This is a genomic window from Pseudoalteromonas sp. P1-13-1a (genome assembly GCF_001401875.1).
In the GTDB taxonomy this organism is placed as follows: domain Bacteria; phylum Pseudomonadota; class Gammaproteobacteria; order Enterobacterales; family Alteromonadaceae; genus Pseudoalteromonas.
The window spans coordinates 247,832-265,663 of the sequence record NZ_LKDV01000001.1 but is presented as its reverse complement, the minus strand read 5'-3'; the positions used below and the strand labels follow the sequence as shown (position 1 = coordinate 265,663).

12 protein-coding genes are annotated in these 17,832 nt (G+C 40.4%); 10 read left to right on the top strand and 2 right to left on the bottom strand.

The features are described 5' to 3' along the window. Positions 1-34: 34 nt before the first annotated feature. Positions 35-1,240 carry an aspartate aminotransferase family protein gene (locus AN391_RS01245; RefSeq protein ID WP_055013698.1) on the bottom strand — a complete coding sequence of 402 codons (1,206 nt, stop codon included), beginning with the start codon at positions 1,238-1,240 and terminating at the stop codon, positions 35-37. Positions 1,241-1,422: 182 nt separating this feature from the next. Between AN391_RS01245 and AN391_RS01240 the strand changes: the two genes are divergently transcribed. Both AN391_RS01240 and AN391_RS01235 read left to right on the top strand, forming a co-directional pair. After that, complete coding sequence (locus AN391_RS01240; protein ID WP_055013697.1) at positions 1,423-1,851, top strand: Lrp/AsnC family transcriptional regulator; 429 nt, start codon at positions 1,423-1,425, stop codon at positions 1,849-1,851. Between the two features lie 126 nt (positions 1,852-1,977). Then, positions 1,978-3,150 carry a cellulose-binding family II protein gene (locus tag AN391_RS01235; protein ID WP_055013696.1) on the top strand — a complete coding sequence of 391 codons (1,173 nt, stop codon included), beginning with the start codon at positions 1,978-1,980 and terminating at the stop codon, positions 3,148-3,150. Between the two features lie 56 nt (positions 3,151-3,206). On the opposite strand, the gene AN391_RS01230 is transcribed toward AN391_RS01235, so the two are convergent. Continuing rightward, on the bottom strand, positions 3,207-4,145 hold the full coding sequence (locus AN391_RS01230; protein WP_055013695.1) for a hypothetical protein: 939 nt from the start codon (positions 4,143-4,145) through the stop codon (positions 3,207-3,209). A 374-nt stretch (positions 4,146-4,519) separates the two neighbouring features. Between AN391_RS01230 and AN391_RS01225 the strand changes: the two genes are divergently transcribed. The 8 genes from AN391_RS01225 (at position 4,520) to AN391_RS01190 (ending at position 17,826) form a co-directional block, all read left to right on the top strand. Then, positions 4,520-4,822 carry an isoamylase early set domain-containing protein gene (locus tag AN391_RS01225; RefSeq protein ID WP_055013694.1) on the top strand — a complete coding sequence of 101 codons (303 nt, stop codon included), beginning with the start codon at positions 4,520-4,522 and terminating at the stop codon, positions 4,820-4,822. A gap of 9 nt (positions 4,823-4,831) precedes the next feature. Further along, positions 4,832-6,829, top strand: coding sequence for a 4-alpha-glucanotransferase (malQ, locus tag AN391_RS01220; protein ID WP_055013693.1), 1,998 nt, complete (start codon positions 4,832-4,834; stop codon positions 6,827-6,829). Further along, positions 6,822-9,041: a 1,4-alpha-glucan branching protein GlgB gene (gene glgB, locus AN391_RS01215; protein ID WP_055013692.1), complete on the top strand. Its 2,220-nt coding sequence runs from the start codon at positions 6,822-6,824 to the stop codon at positions 9,039-9,041. Before malQ ends, glgB begins: the two co-directional genes overlap by 8 nt. Continuing rightward, positions 9,034-11,097: a glycogen debranching protein GlgX gene (gene glgX / locus AN391_RS01210; RefSeq protein WP_055013691.1), complete on the top strand. Its 2,064-nt coding sequence runs from the start codon at positions 9,034-9,036 to the stop codon at positions 11,095-11,097. The genes glgB and glgX overlap by 8 nt, the downstream gene beginning before the upstream one ends. Next, complete coding sequence (locus AN391_RS01205) at positions 11,090-13,627, top strand: glycogen/starch/alpha-glucan phosphorylase (RefSeq protein ID WP_055013690.1); 2,538 nt, start codon at positions 11,090-11,092, stop codon at positions 13,625-13,627. The genes glgX and AN391_RS01205 overlap by 8 nt, the downstream gene beginning before the upstream one ends. A gap of 14 nt (positions 13,628-13,641) precedes the next feature. Then, positions 13,642-14,943, top strand: a complete 1,302-nt coding sequence (gene glgC / locus AN391_RS01200) for a glucose-1-phosphate adenylyltransferase (RefSeq protein WP_055013689.1) — start codon at positions 13,642-13,644, stop codon at positions 14,941-14,943. A 41-nt stretch (positions 14,944-14,984) separates the two neighbouring features. Then, complete coding sequence (locus tag AN391_RS01195; RefSeq protein WP_055013688.1) at positions 14,985-16,520, top strand: glycogen synthase; 1,536 nt, start codon at positions 14,985-14,987, stop codon at positions 16,518-16,520. Positions 16,521-16,611: 91 nt separating this feature from the next. Next, positions 16,612-17,826 carry an EAL and HDOD domain-containing protein gene (locus AN391_RS01190; protein WP_055013687.1) on the top strand — a complete coding sequence of 405 codons (1,215 nt, stop codon included), beginning with the start codon at positions 16,612-16,614 and terminating at the stop codon, positions 17,824-17,826. Positions 17,827-17,832: the final 6 nt, after the last annotated feature.

The window sequence follows — 17,832 nt, the reverse complement described above, 5'->3', positions numbered from 1 at the left end:
TCCAACAGCGCGCCTTGCGGCGCGCCTATGTAAATTAGCCGTTTACTACGTCGCTTACTGCTTTTTCAAAGCGTGCTAGGCCTTCTTTAATATCTTCAACTGGAATAACTAAAGATGGGGTAAAACGAATCACGTTCATGCCAGCTACTAGATTCATTAAGCCATTGTTAGTACTAGCAACTAAAAAGTCACGGGCACGGCCTTCAAACTTATCGTTTAATACCGCACCAATAAGTAAACCTTTACCACGTACTTCACTGAATACGTTGTATTTTTCGTTAATAGCGTTTAAACCATCGCGGAATAACTGCTCGCGCTCTTTAACGCCATTTAATACATCAGGTGTGTTTACTGTATCAAAGGCAGCTTCTGCTACTGCACAGGCAAGTGGGTTACCACCATACGTAGAGCCATGAGTACCTACTTTTAAGTGCTCTGCGATATGAGTACGCGTGATCATAGCGCCAATTGGAAAACCACCGCCTAACGCTTTAGCCGTAGTTAAAATATCAGGCACTACGCCTAAGCCTTCGTATGCGTATAAATCACCCGTGCGGCCAACGCCTGTTTGCACTTCATCAAAAATAAGCAGTGCATTGTGCTTAGTACATAACTCGCGTACTTTTTTAGCAAATTCATCTGTTGGTGAAATAATACCGCCTTCACCTTGTAGGGGCTCCATCATTACGGCACATGTTTTATCACTAATAAGTGCTTCAAATGCTGCAATATCGTTGTAATCACAATGCATAATGTCGCCAGGTTTAGGGCCAAAGCCATCAGAGTAAGCTGCTTGTCCGCCCACTGTTACGGTAAAAAATGTGCGGCCGTGAAAGCCTTTGTTAAACGCAATGATTTGTGATTTTTCTTCGCCGTGTTCGTCTAGTGCAAACCGACGAGCAAGCTTAAGAGCCGCTTCGTTGGCTTCTGCACCTGAGTTTGCAAAGTACACTTTGTCTGCAAACGTCGCTTCAACCATTTTTTGTGCTAAACGCAGGGCAGGCTCGTTAGTCATTACATTTGATAAGTGCCAAATTTTCTCGCCTTGCTCTTTTAATGCAGACACAAGCGCTGGGTGACAGTGGCCTAAACAATTAACGGCAATACCGCCTGCAAAATCAATAAACTCATTGTTATTTTGATCCCACACACGTGACCCTTCGCCGCGCACAGGAATAACTGCCGACGGATTGTAGTTTGGCACCATTACATCGTTAAATAAGTCTCTTGTTACTTGCATTATGTACACCTAAAAATTGTAAAAATTGAATAAAGATTAGCAAAATAAAAACGTTAGCGTTTTCTCAGCTAGGTAATTTTTGTTATTGATGGTTATTATCGAAGGTTATAGGTTAAATTTGCAGTGCTATTTTGTGAAAATTGATTACAATAAAAGTCAAAATAACGAAATTAATAAGCAATATGATAACTTCACAAGACGAAAAGCTACTTTCAATTTTAAAAAAAAATGCAAGAGCCAGTATTTCTGACTTAGCACGCATGCTTAATTTATCACGCTCTACCGTGCAAAGCAGAATGTTAAAGCTTGAGGAAACAGGTGTAATAAAAGGATATAGCGTTGACTACGGTGAAGACTATTTAAGCAGTATGGTGTCGGCTCATGTATCTATTAAGGTGATGCAAAAACTCACCACTAAAACTAACTTAGAGCTTAAACAAATTGATGCGATTTCTCAGCTTTATGCAATAAGCGGCGAGTTCGATTTAATTGCCGTTGTACAAGCGCAAAATTTAGAGAAGTTAAGTCACTTACTCGATGATATAGGTAATTTAGACGGGGTAGAGCGCACAACATCGTCAGTGATTTTAGAAACAAAATTTAAGCGTTAAAGTTTTGATTTATTTAGTCTTCAGGTTACCTGCTGATTTAACTATATTTAATTTTAACTCAGTTAGGTATTTTTTCGAAGCCTTACTATACTTGGTGTAATTAACATAATTATTTAGCAATGGATTATGCCCACAACGTTATTTTTTGCACTTTTGACTTTAGCTGAACCGTTAAAGTTTGGTACCAATGTATCGCTTACAACACCCGATAATGCGGTTGAACAAGTAGAGTGTATTTTACATAACATGAATATGCCTTTTGAATTGCAATCTCTGCCTTGGCTTAGAGCACGCAGGGAGGTAAAGTTAGGGCGATTAGATGGGTATTTTACAACGCACTTAACTTCTGAAATGAGCCAGTATGGTAAGTTGTCATCACCTATTTATTTAGAAAATTGGTACTGGTTTACTCACCCTGAAAGCGTAAATAAAGATCCCAAAAAACTACGTTATGGTGTAGTACATGGAAGCTATCAAGCTAATTGGTTTAAAACACAAAATATAACCTCACTACTTGAAGTAAATTCGTTAGAGGAAATAGTGAATGTGCTTCATCATCATCGAGTAGATAAAGTATTACTTGATTTAGATGATTTTAACAATGCCGCTGATAACTTAGGTATTGATGCCTCTGTGTATCAACGTTCGTTTTATCGCTATGTGCCGCTAGGTGTATTTGCCGCAAATAAGCTTATAAATACGCATGCTTCTTTTTTAGAAAAATTCGATGAAACAATACCTCAGTGTGCACCAGCGCCTTTTTACTTATCACAGGCTGAACAGGTTCAAATACTAAATAAACTATTAGATTCCATCAATACACTGCTATTAGAGCCAATAATTAGCGATGCAGTTGAACAAAGCAACCATATTAATTTGTCTAATCAAGAGCTTGAAAAAACCGATGACCTTTGGGTTAAAGAAGTAAAAACACATCAACATGGCATAGCTAAAAAAATGCTAGTAACTGACGCGTCATTATTTTTACAACAATGGCAAATGCAGTTCAATGGTATAGTGACAGAAACCATAGTGACAGATAAGCAAGGTAAAAATGCGGCAATAAGCAAAGCCACCAGTGATTATTGGCAAGGTGATGAGAAGGAATTTAGTCTCCTATACCAGCAGGATTTAGATTATCGCTTTGATAGTGTTGAGTACGATGCATCAACACATCATTTTCAGGTGCACTTGAGTTTACCGATAAAAAATACAAAAGGTGAACATATTGGCGTTATTATTTTGGGTGTTGATGTAGAAAAAGCACTGCACTCATTTAATAATAACGTATTAAATTAAACCTTAAACAGTACCTTATTAAACACCCCATGATATGTTTAATAAGGTATTCATGGCTATTGAGCTACTATAGATATTGGCTTGGTGACTTGTTTGATAATGGTTTTTTCTGCTTCATCTAGTTTAATAACGTAAGCATTTCCTCCCACAAGCCCTTTAAATTCCTCATCAGTAAATATAAGGGTATTATCGTCATAAAAGGTAATCGCTTCTTTTTGCGTAACAATACCTAAATCGATTCGAGATACATCCCCAGAAAAAAATTTGTCGCCTTTAAAATTTTCGAATAGCCAAATACTGGTAGAATCCAGAAGTACTAGTTTAGTCCTGTCTGGGCTAAGCGCAGCGGAGGTTATCCAGCATAGCTTTTCAAGAGTTGTACATGTTTTAAATGAATCAATTAACTGCGCATCAAAATTAGCTGCATGATCGCCTACTTTATAAACATTGGTAATCCCATCGAAAGGTTCGGTTCTGTTTTTGGTAAATAAATATAAATGGCGTTTGTACTCTACAAAGGCCTCTAAATCAAAGTTGCGTTTATTAGGTGTAATAGGCGTGCCGTCCATTTCTGGGTAGGTAAATTTGATAATTTCGGCTTCGGTGGTCTGTGTTTTTATATCAATAGGGTTTTCTATTTTATAAATAGTTAACCATTTCCTATCGTTTTTATTATTGCCAAAATCACCTAAGAAAAAATGACCAAATTTATTTTGCGTCATGTCCTCCCAATCAATATTTTTAGCATTAGTGACAAGGATTTCTTTTTCAATAGCGCCATCTTGACCTAGACGATAAAGTTTTGGGTCGTCGCCGCCATCATTAATCGCCCACAAACGCTTTTTTTTATCAAACTCTATGCCTGAAATTTCTTTTAATTTTGGGTCAACTGATAATTGCTTTTTACTATAAAGCGTATATGCAGAAAGGCTTACAAAGGAGGCTAATGCAATAAATACAACTACGGTAGTAAATAGAATGCTTTTTTTCAACATGAAATTTATGGTATTTCAGAGACATAAGATGCTGTGTATTATTACTTAAGGACAGTGACAACGAAAGAAATTTATAGGTTGGTGTGGGCCTTTGTGTCATTTTTTTGCTAACACCTCCTTATATTTAAAATGATTAAGTTGGTTTAATACTTGCTGTACTTTATTTACTCATTAAAAAGCCAGGTTTATTAGCCTAACCGCACTTTTTTTGTGCGGTTTAAAAACTTTTTTGCACTGTAATAATGCGTAAATAAAAGTTTGATTAAATTACCTGTGTTTGATGTTGTTTAAAAGCACCCACATCGCCTTTTGAAGTGTTGTATCGGCCCTGTGGCAAAGATTAAGTACCCATTTTGGATTAGTTGGAGCCTACTATGTTGAATAAACGTTTTTTTAAAACTAAAGATGAAGCAGAAGTTACCTTTGAGTTTACCCACCCAGATGCAGAGCAAGTAAGTTTACTAGGCGAATTTACCGATTGGCAGCCAGTGCCTATGAAATTTAATAAAAAAGACGGGGTCTTTAAATATAAGCAGCGTTTGCCCGTTGATCAGCAGTTTCATTTTCGTTATTTAATTAATGGCGATACTTGGGATAACGACCACCAAGCAGATGACTACCTACCTAATACATTTGGCACAGAAAATAGCATAGTGAACACTCAACGCATAAATTAAGGCGAGTAAATGGACGCACTTTCGCAGTTGTTTTATCTGCACGGTATTGGTTATGAATTTACTAAATACACGGGTGAGCAGGTTATATTTAGCGAAGACACGCGCAAACGTGCCTTACAGTGTTGTGGTATAAATACTGATGATGAACACCATATTGCACAGCTTAATTACCAATTGGATGTGGCGCCTTGGCTTGAGTTAGCACCCGATACTAGCTTAGTGAATTTAACTGATAATCTTTTTTATATTCGCATAGATGAGCGCCAACTTGATTTACCTGTTGTTATAACGCTGCCAAAATTAAATGTAACTTATGAGCGCACTAACTTACATAATTTAACCATTACCGGCGATTATTATGCACATGGCGTACGTTATATTGAAGTGGCAGTGCCTTTAGGAGCTATACCGGTAGGTTATCATCAGGCGCTTGTTAGTGTTGGAGCGCAAAGCAAAGAGATTCAATTGTGGGCTACCCCAGAAAAAGTTTTTCAAGTAGATGACACTAAGCGCACTGGGCTTTCGCTGCAGTTATACACAGTTAAAAACAAAGCAGGCCTTGGCGTAGGGGATTTTAATGATTTACTAGCGCTATGTGATTTATGTGCACAGCATCACATGGACTACATATTACTCAACCCACTACACTTGCTATTTGCACAGCAAAGTGAGCGGGCCAGCCCTTATAGCCCTAATAGCCGTGCGTTATTAAATCCTCTGTATATTTCTGTTGAACTATCAGCTGATAGTAAAAATAATCCGCAGTTGAATGCTTTATTACACAGTGATGAGGTAAAAGCGCTTTTAAACAGCAATCAGCAGTTTATAAATTATGAAAAAGTAAGCACAGTTAAATATGCATTATTTAATGCGCTATTTAGTCATTTTGAAGCACATGCCAGTGCTTCGCGGCGCGATGAGTTTGCACAGTTTTGCAAACAAAACGCCCAGACCTTAACTACGCTCAATTCAGCCAATCCTACCTTTGATTACTACTTACAATGGCAGGCTAAACTACAATTAAGGCATTGCCAGCAGCACTGTTTAAGTAAAGGCATGGCAATAGGTTTAATTAATGACCTTGCTGTTGGCTGTGCAGGAGATGGTATTGAGTATCAATCACAGCAATCACTTTTTAGCGATAATGCTAATGTTGGCGCTCCCCCAGACCCTTGGGCAGAAGCAGGGCAAAATTGGGGGCTGCCTGCGCTTAACCCACAACAATTAAAAAATGATCACTTTGCGTTTTATCGCTCACTTATTCGCGCAAACATGCAAGGCGTTGGCGGTTTGCGAATTGATCACGTTATGGCACTCAGGCGTTTATGGTGGTGTTTTGAAAATAACCACGCACAAGATGGTTGTTATGTTTATTACCCTTTCGAGCACTTATTGGCTATTTTAAAAATAGAGTCTCACCTTAATCAGTGCATAGTAATAGGAGAAGATTTAGGCATAGTCCCACCCGAGGTTAAACACGCACTTGCAACAAGCGGTATTTATTCAAATAGCTTATTTTATTTTGAAAAACAACATGATGGTGAGTTTTTGCCATTAGAGCAATTACCTAAGCATTGTTTAATTATGATAGCCAATCATGACGTTCCGCCATTTTGCGGCTGGTGGCAAACAGATGATTTAGATATTAAACGCCAGTATCAACTTATTGATGAGCAGCAGTACCAACAACAATTGCAAGAACGACACCATGAAAAACAGCGCTTACTTCGTTTTATACGGTTACATAGCATAGAGCAACTTAACGAATCTAGCGATGCTATGTGTGTGTATGGTGAACTGGCTAAAGCACTTGCACATAGTGATAGCCGTTTATTTGCACTTCAGCTTGATGATTTAGATAAACAAACGTATCCGGTGAATATACCCGGTACTGATACCGAATACCCAAATTGGCGCCGTGTTTTAACGCACTCATGTGACGACATTTTTAAACATAATGCCAGTACCTTGGCTGCTGTTAATTCAATAAGGAAAGAATATGAGTAGTACTGCACCAAAGGATTCATTACAAACCCGTTACGACGAGCAGGTTAGGGCACTCCAAGGCGGCAGGTTCAAAGACCCTTTTAGTTTTTTAGGGGCGCATGCTTATAAAAATGGTTACGAAATACGCGTGTATTTACCCGCAGCGAAAAGTGTAAGTATTTTTATTAATGATAAAAAAGTTATTGCAAAGCGTTACAACCACAGCGATTTATTTATAGCAACAAGCAACGAAATGCCCGCGCAGCCTTATAAGTGTAACGTTGAATATGAAAATTCAACACTATGTTTTTACGATGAATATAGCTTTGCAAGCAGCCTAGATACGGATGCAATGTACTTATTTAACGAAGGCAGTTTAGAGCATGCATATAAACATTTAGGTGCACACTTTATTAACCAACAAGGGGTTGATGGAGTGCGTTTTTGTGTGTGGGCGCCTAATGCAGCCAGTGTATCTGTTATTGGGGAATTTAACCTTTGGCAAGCTAATCGTCACTATATGCGTTTTCATCCTGCGTGTGGTGTGTGGGAGATTTTTATCGCAGGGCTTCAGCCCGATACATGTTATAAATTTTCTATTGTGACACAGCAAGGCGATGTACTTGAAAAAGCAGATCCGTTTGCCTTTAAAATGCAACAAGCACCAGGCACGGCCAGTGTGTTACAACAGCAAGCGGCGGCTATTATGCTGAGCGATAGCGAGCTTAAAAATCGTCAAAAGCGTAACCATATAGACGCGCCCATAAGTATTTACGAAGTGCACTTAGGCTCATGGCAAAGGGCTGAAGAAAACCGCTATTTAAGCTATAGCGAGCTTGCCGACAAATTGGTTAATTACACGCTTGAAATGGGCTTTACGCATATTCAATTAATGCCAATAAGTGAATACCCATTTGATGGCTCGTGGGGTTATCAGCCGGTGGGGTTATTTGCACCAACTAGTCGCTTTGGTGATTACAGCAGTTTTAAATACTTTGTTCAGCAGTGCCACAAAGCAAACTTAGGTGTGCTACTTGATTGGGTGCCTGGGCATTTTCCTAGTGATCCGCATGGATTACATCACTTTGATGGCACGCATTTATTTGAACATGCCGATATTCGACAGGGCTTTCATCCCGATTGGAATACCTATATTTATAATTACGACCGCCCGGAGGTGAAAAGCTTTTTAATCTCTAATGCGATGTATTGGCTAGAGCAATTTGGCCTTGATGGACTGCGCGTAGATGCGGTGGCTTCCATGCTTTATTTAGACTACAGCCGCAAAGAAGGGCAATGGGTTGCTAATTGTTATGGTGGGCGAGAAAACTTAGGCGCTATTGAGTGCCTAAAGCAAGTAAATCTGCGCAGTTATAAAAATAATCCGGGTATTATGATGGTGGCTGAAGAGTCTACTGCATGGCCGGGCGTTACTCAAAGTGTTGATCACAATGGCTTAGGTTTTGGCTACAAATGGAATATGGGGTGGATGAACGACAGCCTGCATTACATGAAATATGACCCACTTTATAGGCAGCACCACCATCACGAAATGACGTTTTCTATGGTATACGCATTTAGCGAAAATTACATTTTACCGCTAAGCCATGATGAAGTCGTACATGGTAAAGGCTCTTTAATAGAAAAAATGCCCGGTGATGATTGGCAAAAATTTGCCAATTTGCGTGCGTATTATGCATTTATGTGGGCGCATCCAGGTAAAAAACTGCTGTTTATGGGCGGCGAAATAGCACAGCGAAAAGAGTGGGATCACAATCATTCTATTGATTGGCACTTGCTAGAGCATAAAAGCCACCGCGGTATGCAAAACACTGTACAAGCGCTCAATACTGTTTATGTAAAGTCACCTGCACTATATGAACTCGACTCAAGCCCTGCGGGTTTTGAATGGATAGATAATAACAATAACGCGCAAAGTATATTTAGTTTTGTACGTTATGCTAAAAATGCCCACGACTTTATTGTCGTAGTGGCAAACTTTACGCCTGTTTCTTACCAAGAGTATGAAATTGGGGTACCCGCAGCCGGTAAATACAAGGTTATTTTAAACACCGATGATGACGCTTTCTTTGGCTCAGGCATTAAAGCAACAGCAAACAACAACGATACGGTTAGTAGCTTTAAGGCAAGTGCTCATGGCTTTTCGCATAGTATTAAAATTGCAATGGGCGGGTTAACGACGATTTATTTACAAAAGGTTGAAGATGAGTAATCGATTTGAGGTTTCACATGGGCAACCACAGCCACTTGGCGCAACTATTTGCAGTGGCGGCGTTAACTTTAGCTTGTATGCGCCTAAAGCAACACAAGCTTATGTATGTTTATTTGATAAAAGTGGTCACTCTGAAATATTAAAAGTAACCATGCATATCAACGAAGGCGGTATATGGACAGCCCATGTTGTGCCTTTAGCCGAAGGCGCATTATATGGTTATCGCATTGAAGGTGAGTACAGTCCTGAAAAAGGCCTGTTGTTCAACGAGCACAAGTTGCTGATTGACCCTTATGCAAAAGATTTATTTGGCGAATTTACATGGAGTGAGCGCCATTATGGGCAAATGCCTATTGGCACTAAAAGCACCGTTAATAATGCCATTGATATACCTAAATCACGGGTTATTAATAGCCAGCCTTATAAACATAAAAAGCCAAACCATAGCTGGTCTAATACCGTTATTTATGAGTGCCACGTAAAAGGTGCCACGTGCCGGCACCCTAATATTCCTAAAAATTTGCAAGGCAAGTTTTTAGGTTTAAGCCACCCTAGCTTTATTGAGCATTTGCATAATTTAGGGGTTACTGCACTTGAGCTACTCCCTGTGCATGCCTTTATAAGTGAGCAGTTTTTAACGGCAAAAGGGCTGCAAAATTATTGGGGCTACAACACACTCAATTTTTTTACTCCCCATAAAGATTATTTAGTTGACGATGATATTAACGAATTTAAGCGCATGGTTAGCGAGCTTCATAAAGCGGATATAGAGGTTATTTTAGATGTGGTTTATAACCACACCGCAGAAGCGGGCGCCGATGGGCCGATTTTATCGCTCAGAGGACTAGATAACCTTGCTTATTATCGTACGGTTGCTGACAAGCCACAGGTGTATATAAACGATACAGGCTGTGGTAACACCATTAATATTGACCACCCTAAAACTTTAAAGCTGGTACTAGATAGCTTGCGTTATTGGGTACAAATAATGGGAGTCGACGGCTTTAGGTTTGATTTAGCTACTATTTTAGGCAGGAATGCCCATGGTTTTAATACCGCCCATGCGTTTTTTCAAGCAATTGAGCAAGACCCTGTATTAAGCCGTGTAAAGCTTATTAGTGAGCCCTGGGATATAGGGCCCGGTGGCTACCAACTTGGCGCATTTCCCTCCCCGTGGCGAGAGTGGAATGATCAGTACAGAGATGTAATACGCCGATTTTGGCAAAGCGAAGAAGGCGTTATAGCCAATGTGGCAAAGCGTATTCATGGCTCATTTGATATTTTTGAACACAGCCAGCGCGGGCCGCTTAATAGTATTAACTTTATTACCAGCCACGATGGTTTTACGCTTGCCGATTTAGTCAGTTATGAGCACAAACATAATGAAGCAAATGGTGAGCAAAATCGCGATGGCCATAGCGCTAATCATTCAACCAATTGTGGTGTTGAGGGATTTACTAATGATGCCAAAATTATTGCCTTAAGACTGCAACAACAAAAGAATTTTTTACTTACGCTAATACTCTCAAAAGGAGTACCTATGATTGCCTCAGGCAGTGAAATGGGCCACTCGCAGGGAGGTAATAATAATGCGTATTGTCAAAATAACCGCACCAGTTGGTTGGCATGGAAAGACTCGCAGCTAAATCACTCACTTACCCGTTTTATTGACGATGCACTAAAAATAAGGCGTGGTCACAGCGCGTTTAAACACAGTGTATTTTCAGAAGATATTGACGAGCGCTTTACAGTTAAATGGTTTACCGAGCAAGGCGTAAAAATGACTAACGAGCATTGGCATGAGCCACAGCGCCAGTTTTTAATGTATAGCTTGTTAGATAAGCAAAATAAATACGCCTTATTAATCATTTTAAATCCGAGTAAAAAAACAGTTTTTTGTAAGTTACCCCCATCGCCTATCGCGGCGCAATGGGAGATGGTTTTATCAAGTGTACATAACGCATCGCTAAGCAGTAAAGAGGATGCAATAGTCGAAATTTCAGCACAAAGCAGCTGGGTTTTTAGTGCAAATTTAGAGGACGAAGGTCATGTCTAAGCAAGACGAAAATGTGTGTGTGGTAAAAGGGTGGCAAGAAGGCCCTGTAATTGATGAAAGCACTTTAAAAGATGATTTAACTCGGCACTTTTATTACAGTTTAGGACGTGACAAAGTCGGTGAGTCGCAACTGTATTTATATCATGCGCTCGCGCTGACAATTAGAGATCGGCTTGTTGCTCGTTGCAGAGAAACCAAACAACAAATCAAGCAAGAAAAACGCCGCAAAACAGCTTACTTATCGTTAGAGTTTTTAATGGGTAGGGCACTTGGCAATGCCATTTTAAACTTAGATTTAGACGAGCAAGTCTCCAGTGCTCTACAAGAATATTGCACCACTATAGAAACTGTAGCCCAAGCAGAGCACGATGCAGGGCTAGGTAATGGTGGCCTTGGACGTTTAGCTGCCTGTTTTTTAGATAGCTGTGCAAGCCTTGCGCTTCCCGTGGTGGGTTACGGTATTCGCTACGAATACGGCATGTTTAACCAGTCATTAAAAAATGGCCATCAAGTTGAGCAACCCGATAACTGGCTTCGTGAGGGGCACCCGTGGGAGCTTGCCGCCCCTGAGCAATCACAACGAGTGAAGTTTTTCGGGCACGTACAAAGTTATACCGACAAACATGGGCGAGAACACCGCCAGTGGGTTGGTTGTCATGATGTTTTAGCCGTGCCCTATGATGTGCCTATCCCTGGTTATAAAAACGACATTGTTAATACGCTAAGGTTATGGAAATCAGAAGCGACCGACGAATTTAACTTAACCGAGTTTAATGCAGGGAGTTATTCAGAAGCGGTGGCGCAAAAAAACTTAGCAGAACAAATCACAATGGTGCTTTACCCAAATGACAGCAGTGAAAATGGTAAAGAGCTTAGGTTGCGCCAACAGTACTTTTTATCATCAGCGAGTATTCAAGATATTGTATCGCAATGGGTTGAGCAGTACGGCGAAGACTTTAGTGATTTTGCTACACATCATGTATTTCAATTAAATGATACCCACCCAAGTATTGCCGTGGCAGAGTTAATGCGCATTTTGGTTGATGACTACGAGCTTGATTGGGATAACGCGTGGGAAATTACAACCCGCACAATGGCATACACTAACCACACATTATTGCCAGAGGCATTAGAAAAATGGTCGGTGCCACTTTTTGCAAAACTATTGCCGCGAATTTTAGAAATTATTTATGAAATAAATGCCCGCTTTTTAGCCCAAGTGGCTCAGCATTGGCCTGGTGATGCAAGTAAACAGCGTGCGCTGTCGTTAATTGAAGAAGGCGACGTGCCGCAAATACGCATGGCATATTTAGCCATTGTGGGTAGCTATTCGGTAAATGGTGTGGCCGCACTACATACTCAACTTTTAAAAGAAGGCCTATTTAAAACCTTTTATGAGCTTTGGCCTAATAAGTTTAATAATAAAACCAATGGGGTTACGCCAAGGCGTTGGTTAGCACACTGCAACCCGGCCTTGAGCACGTTAATTACAGAAAAAATTGGCTCAAAATGGGTTAGCAATTTTGCAAATATTAGCCAATTACGTCGCTACTTCGACGACGGGGCGTTTCATCAGCAATGGCAAAATGTTAAACGCGAAAACAAACAACGCCTCGTCGATTTAGTGAAAGAGCGCTGTGGTGTTGATTTTGATGTAGAGATGATGTTTGACGTACAAGTTAAACGTATTCACGAATACAAACGCCAGCTATTAAATGTGCTGCATGTTATTCATTTATATGAGCGTATACGCCGTGGCGATACAACAAACTTAGTACCACGTTGTGTGCTGTTAGGAGGTAAAGCAGCGCCTGGTTATTACATGGCTAAAAAAATAATTAAGCTCATTAATAATGTCGCTGAGGTTATTAATAAAGACCCACTTGCAGCACCATACTTACGAGTTGCGTTTTTGCCAAATTATAATGTAACCGCAATGGAAACGATTTGCCCGGCAACTGATTTATCAGAGCAAGTCTCGACCGCAGGTAAAGAAGCATCAGGTACTGGTAACATGAAGTTTATGATGAATGGCGCGCTTACTATTGGTACGTTAGATGGGGCGAATATTGAAATTAGAGACGCTGTGGGCGCAGATAACTTCTTTTTGTTTGGTGCGCAGGCTCATGAAATAGATGATATTAAATCGCGCTACAACCCTTCTCATTTAATAGAGCAAAACAGCGACCTGAGCCATGTAATGCAGTTACTCGAAAGCGGGCAATTTAATCTGTTTGAGCCTAATTTATTTGACGACATTATTAATGCAATTAAAAGCCCTCACGATCCGTGGTTGGTTGCACATGACTTTGAAAGCTACGTGGCTGCGCAAAAGCAGGTAGAGGCTGCGTATCTTGACCAAACGCATTGGACGCAAATGAGTATTTTAAATACGGCCGCAAGTGGCATATTTTCAAGTGATAGAACCATAAGCCAATACAGTGAAGATATTTGGCACCTAACCCCCCTAACTATTAGTGAAACAGACTTACACGCAACTACGAGCCATGCCACTAAGAGCACAGACTAAACGGAGAGAGTATTATGCCTAGTTATGCAAATCGTTACATAAGTAGCTTAACCCGAGATACGTACGCGTTAATACTGGCTGGTGGACGCGGCTCACGCTTACACGAATTGACAGATTGGCGCGCGAAGCCCGCTGTTTATTTTGGTGGCAAGCACCGTATTATCGATTTTCCATTATCAAATTGTATTAATTCGGGTGTGAGACGTGTAGGCATCGCCACACAGTATAAATCACACTCTTTGATCCGCCATGTTAATCGCGCCTGGGGCCATTTTAAAAAGGAGCTGGGGGAGTCGGTTGAAATTTTACCCGCATCTCAGCGTAATGGTGATGAGTGGTATTGTGGGACTGCCGATGCGGTTTTTCAAAACATGGATATAATTCGCCACGAACTGCCAAAATATGTGATGATTTTGTCAGGCGATCACGTTTATCGAATGGATTACGGCGCCCTATTAGCTGAGCATGTGCAAAAAGGCGCCGACATGACTGTATGTTGTCTTGAAGTACCTGTTGAAGAGGCCGCAGACACCTTTGGGGTAATGACCGTTGATGAAAAAAATCGGGTATGCCGCTTTGATGAAAAACCTTCTATCCCCAGCTCTGTTCCTGGTAAGCCAGGAACCTGCTTAGCCTCTATGGGCAACTATGTGTTTAATACTGAGTTTTTATTTGAGCAGCTAAAAAAAGATGCTGAAAATGAAGGTTCTGGCCGCGATTTTGGGCACGATATTATTCCGGCCATTATAGAGGAGCACAGTGTGTATGCGTTTCCGTTTAGAGATCCCATGCAAGAAGGGCAACCTTATTGGCGCGATGTAGGAACGTTAGACTCGTTTTGGGAAGCCAATATGGAATTAGTAATGCCCGAGCCACAGCTAGATTTATACGATCCAACCTGGCCTATTTGGACCTACCAAGAGCAGTTGCCACCGGCTAAGTTTATTTTTGATGATGAAGATAGACGCGGTATGGCGGTAGACTCAACTGTATCAGGAGGGTGTATTGTATCGGGCTCAGTGGTTAGAAAATCACTGCTGTTTTCTAACGTGCATGTGCGCTCATTTTGTGAAATAGACCAATCGGTTATTTTACCTGGGGCTCTCATTAATCGTCATTGTAAAATTAAGCGAGCCATAATTGATCGAAGCTGTGAAATACCGGCAGGGCTTGAAATTGGCTACGATAGAAAAGCCGATGAAGAAAATGGCTTTAGGGTGTCTAAAAAAGGCATAGTGCTTGTGACCCGTGATATGCTCACTGAACTTGCTAAAAAGCTTGAGCGTCAAGCACACGAAAATAAAAAGTTCGCTTAAAATCGGATGCGAATAACAAAGGTTAAGGAAGTAGTAAATAAATGCATGTATTAATGGTTGCCGCAGAAAACGATGCTTTACCAAACGCTAAAGTGGGCGGGGTAGCAGATGTAGTCAGAGATGCCCCAAAAGCACTAGCCGCACAAGGCGTGAGCGTAGATGTTGTTATTCCTGATTATGGGTTTGAGCAACTGCAACGTGAATATATAGGTGATGTCACTGTTATATTTAGAGCGCAGCCACAGGTATTATCTGTATTTAAAATATGTGATGACAACACACACATTAATCAATTTGTTATTTCGCATCCACTGTTTAGCCAATCGGGGTCGGTGTACTGCAATGACGAACCCGGGCGACCTTTTGCAACAGATGCAACCAAATATGCATTATTTAGTGCCGCAATATGTGAAGTGTTATTGCAGGGATTATTAAAGCGCCCTCAAGCACTGCATCTTCACGATTGGCACAGCGCCTGTGTTGCCGTGTTATTAAAATTTGATAAACGCTACGATACGCTTGCTAATTTACACATTGCCTACACTGTTCATAATTTAGCACTGCAAGGGATCAGGCCTTTTAAACACGATGACTCGAGTTTAGAGGCCTGGTTTCCTTCGTTAGGTTATAACGGGCAACATTTGTGCGACCCTCGTTACCCACATTGCTTTAACCCTATGCGCAGCGCTATAAATTTGGCAGATAAAGTGCATTTAGTCTCACCTACTTACAGTACTGAGGTACTAAAGCCGAGTAATTATCAGCAAGGTTTTTTTGGTGGAGAAGGCTTAGAGCTTGATTTACAAAATCAATCGGCCCAAGGCAAGGTGGTGGGGATATTAAATGGCTGTGAATACCCTGAGCAAAGTCCTGAACAGGTTACTTTATCGCTTTTGTATGAGCGTATTGAACATACCTTATTTAACTGGATGGTAAAACATGAACAGCTTGAAACGAGCTACTATGTTGCGCATCAGCGCATGCTGCAGTTTAAAAACACGCCAATAGACGGGCCCCTTGTAACAAGTGTTGGCAGGCTGACCGAGCAAAAGGTGCTATTACTTTGTCAACAATACGGTAATGCATTAGCGCTTGATAAAGTATGTGAAATAATTAACCGTTATAATGGCCATCTCATTATTTTAGGCTCTGGTGACAAAGCCCTTGAAAGTATTTTTACTAAGGCCATGGCACGCAATGCAAACTTACTGTTTTTAAAAGGGTATGGGCAAGGTATTGGCGATAGCCTATATGAGCTTGGGGATTTATTTTTAATGCCGAGCTCGTTTGAACCATGCGGAATTAGTCAAATGCTTGCTATGCGCGCAGGGCAACCTTGTTTAGTACACAGTGTTGGCGGTTTAAAAGACACCGTAAGCCACAAAAACAATGGCTTTGCGTTTTTTGGCGGCTCGTTGGATGAGCAAGTTGATGGGTTAATGACATGCTTAACTGAAACCCTTACGCTAAAACAGCAAAATCCTAAGCAATGGGAAAAAATTACAGCTAATGCTAAAGGAGCACGTTTTTCGTGGGAAACGGTCGCTGCTGATTATATTTCAAGCATGTATTGCTAAATCATTAAATTTAAATGCAACAGAAGTGACATTTTTACCTATTTAGGCTATTAATTACTTAGTTTGAGTATATAAATAAGAAGTAGGGAATGTGTCTGTATTTGTTGCAAGGCAAGCAATATTTAATCGTAAGCAAAATGTAGTTGCTTACGAGCTTTTATTTCGTAATAGTGCTGAAAACTTTTTTCCCAATATAGAAGAAGGTCAAGCAACTGCTCGCCTAATAATGGAAAATCAGCTTAATTTAGGTACACGCCACATCACCTCAGGTAAAACGGCACTGATAAATATAGGCCCAGACTCTTTAAAGCACAATTTATGTGACTTTTTACCCTGTAAAGATGTGGTCATTGAGCTGTTAGAAACCATTGAACCCACCGATGATAATTACCAACTTTGCAGAGAGCTTTTTCATAAAAACTATAAACTCGCATTAGATGACTTTGTTTATAACGAACAATGGGAGCGATTTTTAAAGTTTATTAAGCTAGTAAAGTTTGATATTGCGCAAACGCCTTTATCAGATATTGCTGAGATTGTAGAAAAACTAAAACAGCATAAAAAAATAAAAATATTAGCAGAAAAAATAGAAACCCAAGCCGATTATCACCAAGCACATAAAATGGGGTTTGATTACTTTCAAGGCTACTTTTTTGCCAAGCCCACAATGCACGAACAGCAAGACATTGATTATAACTATGCGTTAGTTGTGGCTATTTACGCGCAAGTAATGAAACCAAGCCCAGATATAAAGCAAATTAGTGCGTTATTTGAAGCCGATGCGGCCTTGGCTTATAAGCTTATGCGGCTAATTAACAGCGGTGTTTTTCCTATTCAGAGTAAAATATCATCTATTAAGCAGGCGTTAGTGTATTTAGGGCATGAGCGTTTAAAAAAGTTTGTTAGTTTAATTGTTACCGCGCACACCGCGGGTAAAAAGCCAGCAGAACTAATGCAAGTGTGTGTAGTTAGAGCACGCTTTTGTGAGCTAATAGCAAAGCAGGTGTCTAAATCGCTTGCGGGTGAGGCGTTTTTAACCGGCTTGTTTTCGTTACTCGATGCAATACTTGATCAACCCATGAGTTTATTAGTCGAAAAATTACCTTTTCCTGATGACATTAAAGCGGCATTATTAGACGAAAAAAACACCCTATATTATATCTTAAATGTAGTACAAGCGTACGAAACAGGTAGCTGGTGGACATTAGAAAAAGCCGTTATATTACTTAATGTTAAAAGTGATGTGCTGCCAGGGTTATATAAACAAGCCGTAGATTGGGCAGATAATTATAAAAACAATAGTTAAAGGACA